This window comes from uncultured Clostridium sp. (assembly GCF_934754925.1).
Classification (GTDB): Bacteria; Bacillota; Clostridia; order Clostridiales; family Clostridiaceae; genus Clostridium.
Map to the genome: position 1 here is coordinate 1 of NZ_CAKVJA010000095.1, position 2,932 is coordinate 2,932.

A 2,932-nucleotide genomic window follows, 5' to 3' on the forward strand; every position below is an offset into this window, starting at 1 on the left:
AGTAATGAAACCAATTTATAATTTTAAGGCATCGGAATAAGATGAATTTATGATAATAATAAAATGAATCTTGAAGATATATTATTTGTAAAGTAATAAAAACAATAAATTGTTTCCGTTTTAACTTTTTTAACTTTACAAAAAAGTTAAAAAGCTAAAATGAAACTAGAAGGAGTCAAAAAAACAAAATGTCAAAAGAAGAATAAAGCACAATAATAAATGAGATTGAAAACTTTCCACAAGGAGTTATATCTTATAAAAAACGAATTGAAAAGAGCATGCATATTATCAATGGAGAGAAAATGGTAAACAACGTTCTAGAAGAGTTAAAGATGATGAGTTGGAACTTTTGACAAATCAAATTTTTCGAAGAAAAGAACTGCAAAATATATTGAAAAATAATAATATAGCAGTAAAAAAAACACAATGATGGAATGGAAGGTTTATTTATGGAACGGTGGATTGACTGATTATTATTTTTCAATAACTTTTTATAAAGATGATTTATTAGTGCTAAGAGATTATTTACAATTCGTCATAGGAAAACTAGATAAAAATAGCTTAAAAATTAAAGAATATATTGATGCGGGAATAATTTATGGAGGATGCAGCAATTATGGTTAATATACTTTTTATTTGTCATGGAAACATATGTAGAAGTCCGATGGCGGAATATATAATGAAAGATTTAGTGAAAAAAGAAGGAAGAACCAAAGATTTTTTTATTGAATCACGCGCAGTAAGTTATGAAGAATATGGTAATCCTATTTATCCACCAGTTAAGAAAATATTAAATTCTTTAGGTATTAATTGTGATGAGAAACATGCAACTGTATTAACAAAAGAAGATTATAAAAAATATGACTATCTTATTGCTATGGATAAATCTAATTTGTATGGGATTCAAAAAATCATAGGAGAAGATACTTTGCATAAAGTGCATTTGTTACTGGAATATACAGGAGAAAATAGAGATGTTTCAGATCCTTGGTATACAAGAGATTTTGAAAAAACATATGATGATATCCTTAGAGGATGCAAAGCATTGCTTGAAAATGTTTTTTAAATTTTAGATATTAATAAATATATAATGAGGCAACTATTGTCATATATTAAGTTGTATAAAAGTTAAAGTTAAGCTGTTTTGTCTTCTGAACAAGACAAAAATATACATATATTGTCTTATTTGGAAGAACATATCTATTTTTTTGATGGCTTAAAAAAACTTTTGAAATTTTATTTTTTTCTCACTATAATAGGCGTACAGCGTGTGGCGAATCTGCGTAAATCCAGTTGCAGAAATGGTCACATGCTTTTTTTATGGAAACAGGTGAAAGATGCTCAGGTGAAGAAAAAATTTATGATAGTCGTGTTGCAGAAATGCGTAAGTCCGGATATTTGTGACTTGCGCATTTCTATTTTTTTAGAAGGAAGGTATAGTTTATGGATTTAGGAAATCAATTTTTAGTGACTGAACGTATTGGAAAACTGATGAGACAATATGCAATTCCTTGTATTATCTCGTTATTAGTTGGTGCATTATATAACATCGTTGACCAGATTTTTATCGCAAATGCAAGTTATCTAGGTTCTTATGGTAATGCAGCTAATACGGTTGTGTTCCCTCTAACAGTTGTGGCATTAGCGATTGCTGTTATGATTGGCGATGGTTGTTGTGCATTTGTTAGTATGGCATTAGGTAGAAATGAAATACAAAAGGCAAAGCACAGTGTAGGTAATGCAGTTGTATTATGTGTTGTTAGTAGTTTATTTTTGTTAGTTATTTATCTTGTTTTTGCAAATAGTATCATCGCTATGTTTGGTGGCACAGTAAATGCTGAGACATTCCACCATTCACAAGAATATTTCTTTTATATTACACTTGGAATTCCATTTTATATGTTTGGACAGGCTATGAATCCTATTATTCGTGCAGATGGAAATCCAAAATTTGCAATGATATCTACTTTAGCAGGAGCAGTTATTAATATTATTCTTGACCCTGTTTTTATCTTTTGTTTCAAATGGGGCATGATGGGAGCATCAATAGCTACAGTTATCGGGCAAGTTGTAACTGCAATTCTAGCAATTTGGTATTTATTAAATATGAAAATTATTAAACCAGCAACAAATGACTATGTTATTCAATGGAATATTTGTTCACAAATGCTATTACTTGGTATTACAAGTTTCCTTTCACAGATTAGTCTAGTTGCTGCTATGGCAGCTATAAACAATATGCTACAAAAATATGGAGCAATGGATGCAGTATTTGGTCAGGAACAATATGCACAAATTCCTATGGCAGTAGTAGGTATCGTAATGAAATTCTTCCAAATTGTCATTTCTATTGTTGTAGGTATGGCAGCTGGATGTATTCCAGTTGTTGGATATAACATAGGAGCAGAGAAAAAGGATAGAGTACGTGATTTATTTACTAAATTACTTATTGCTGAAGCAATTGTTGGAGCAGTGTCACTAATATTAGCGGAAGGTTTCCCTCGTCAGTTAATTGCAATTTTTGGTGCGAAAAATGAAAGTATTTATTATACACAATTTGCTGTCAAAGCATTCCGTACTTATCTTTGTATGATGGTTTTAGCATGTATAAATAAAGCTTGTTTTATCTTTTTACAGGCTGTAGGAAAAGCATTAGCTTCAACATTATTGTCAATGTTCCGTGAAGTGGTATTTGGAGTAGGATTTGCATTATTATTACCAGTATTCTTTGGCTTGGATGGTGTGTTGTACTCTATGCCGGTTTCAGATATTTTAACTTTTATTATCTCAGCAATAATTATTGTAAATACTTATCGTGAATTAAATACAGAAGGAGTGAAAAATGTATGAAAAATAGAATAATTACAATTAGTCGTGAATTTGGCAGTGGTGGACGTACTATCGGAAAAATGGTTGCGGAAAAACTAGGCAT

General features: G+C 30.3%; 4 protein-coding genes. All 4 read left to right on the plus strand.

What is annotated here, in order from left to right; all coding sequences use genetic code 11:
- The first annotated feature begins 426 nt into the window (after positions 1 to 426).
- Positions 427 to 624 (plus strand): hypothetical protein, encoded by a 198-nt coding sequence (locus Q0G30_RS13995; protein ID WP_294391307.1) that lies wholly within the window; start codon positions 427 to 429, stop codon positions 622 to 624.
- A complete protein-coding gene (locus tag Q0G30_RS14000) occupies positions 599 to 1,066 on the plus strand; it encodes a low molecular weight protein-tyrosine-phosphatase (protein WP_366014123.1) in 468 nt (155 codons plus the stop codon). The genes Q0G30_RS13995 and Q0G30_RS14000 overlap by 26 nt, the downstream gene beginning before the upstream one ends.
- A gap of 377 nt (positions 1,067 to 1,443) precedes the next feature.
- Positions 1,444 to 2,850, plus strand: a complete 1,407-nt coding sequence (locus Q0G30_RS14005) for an MATE family efflux transporter (RefSeq protein ID WP_294391310.1) — start codon at positions 1,444 to 1,446, stop codon at positions 2,848 to 2,850.
- On the plus strand, positions 2,847 to 2,932 hold an 86-nt coding region (locus Q0G30_RS14010), incomplete at its 3' end, for a cytidylate kinase family protein (RefSeq protein ID WP_294391317.1). The genes Q0G30_RS14005 and Q0G30_RS14010, both read left to right, overlap by 4 nt.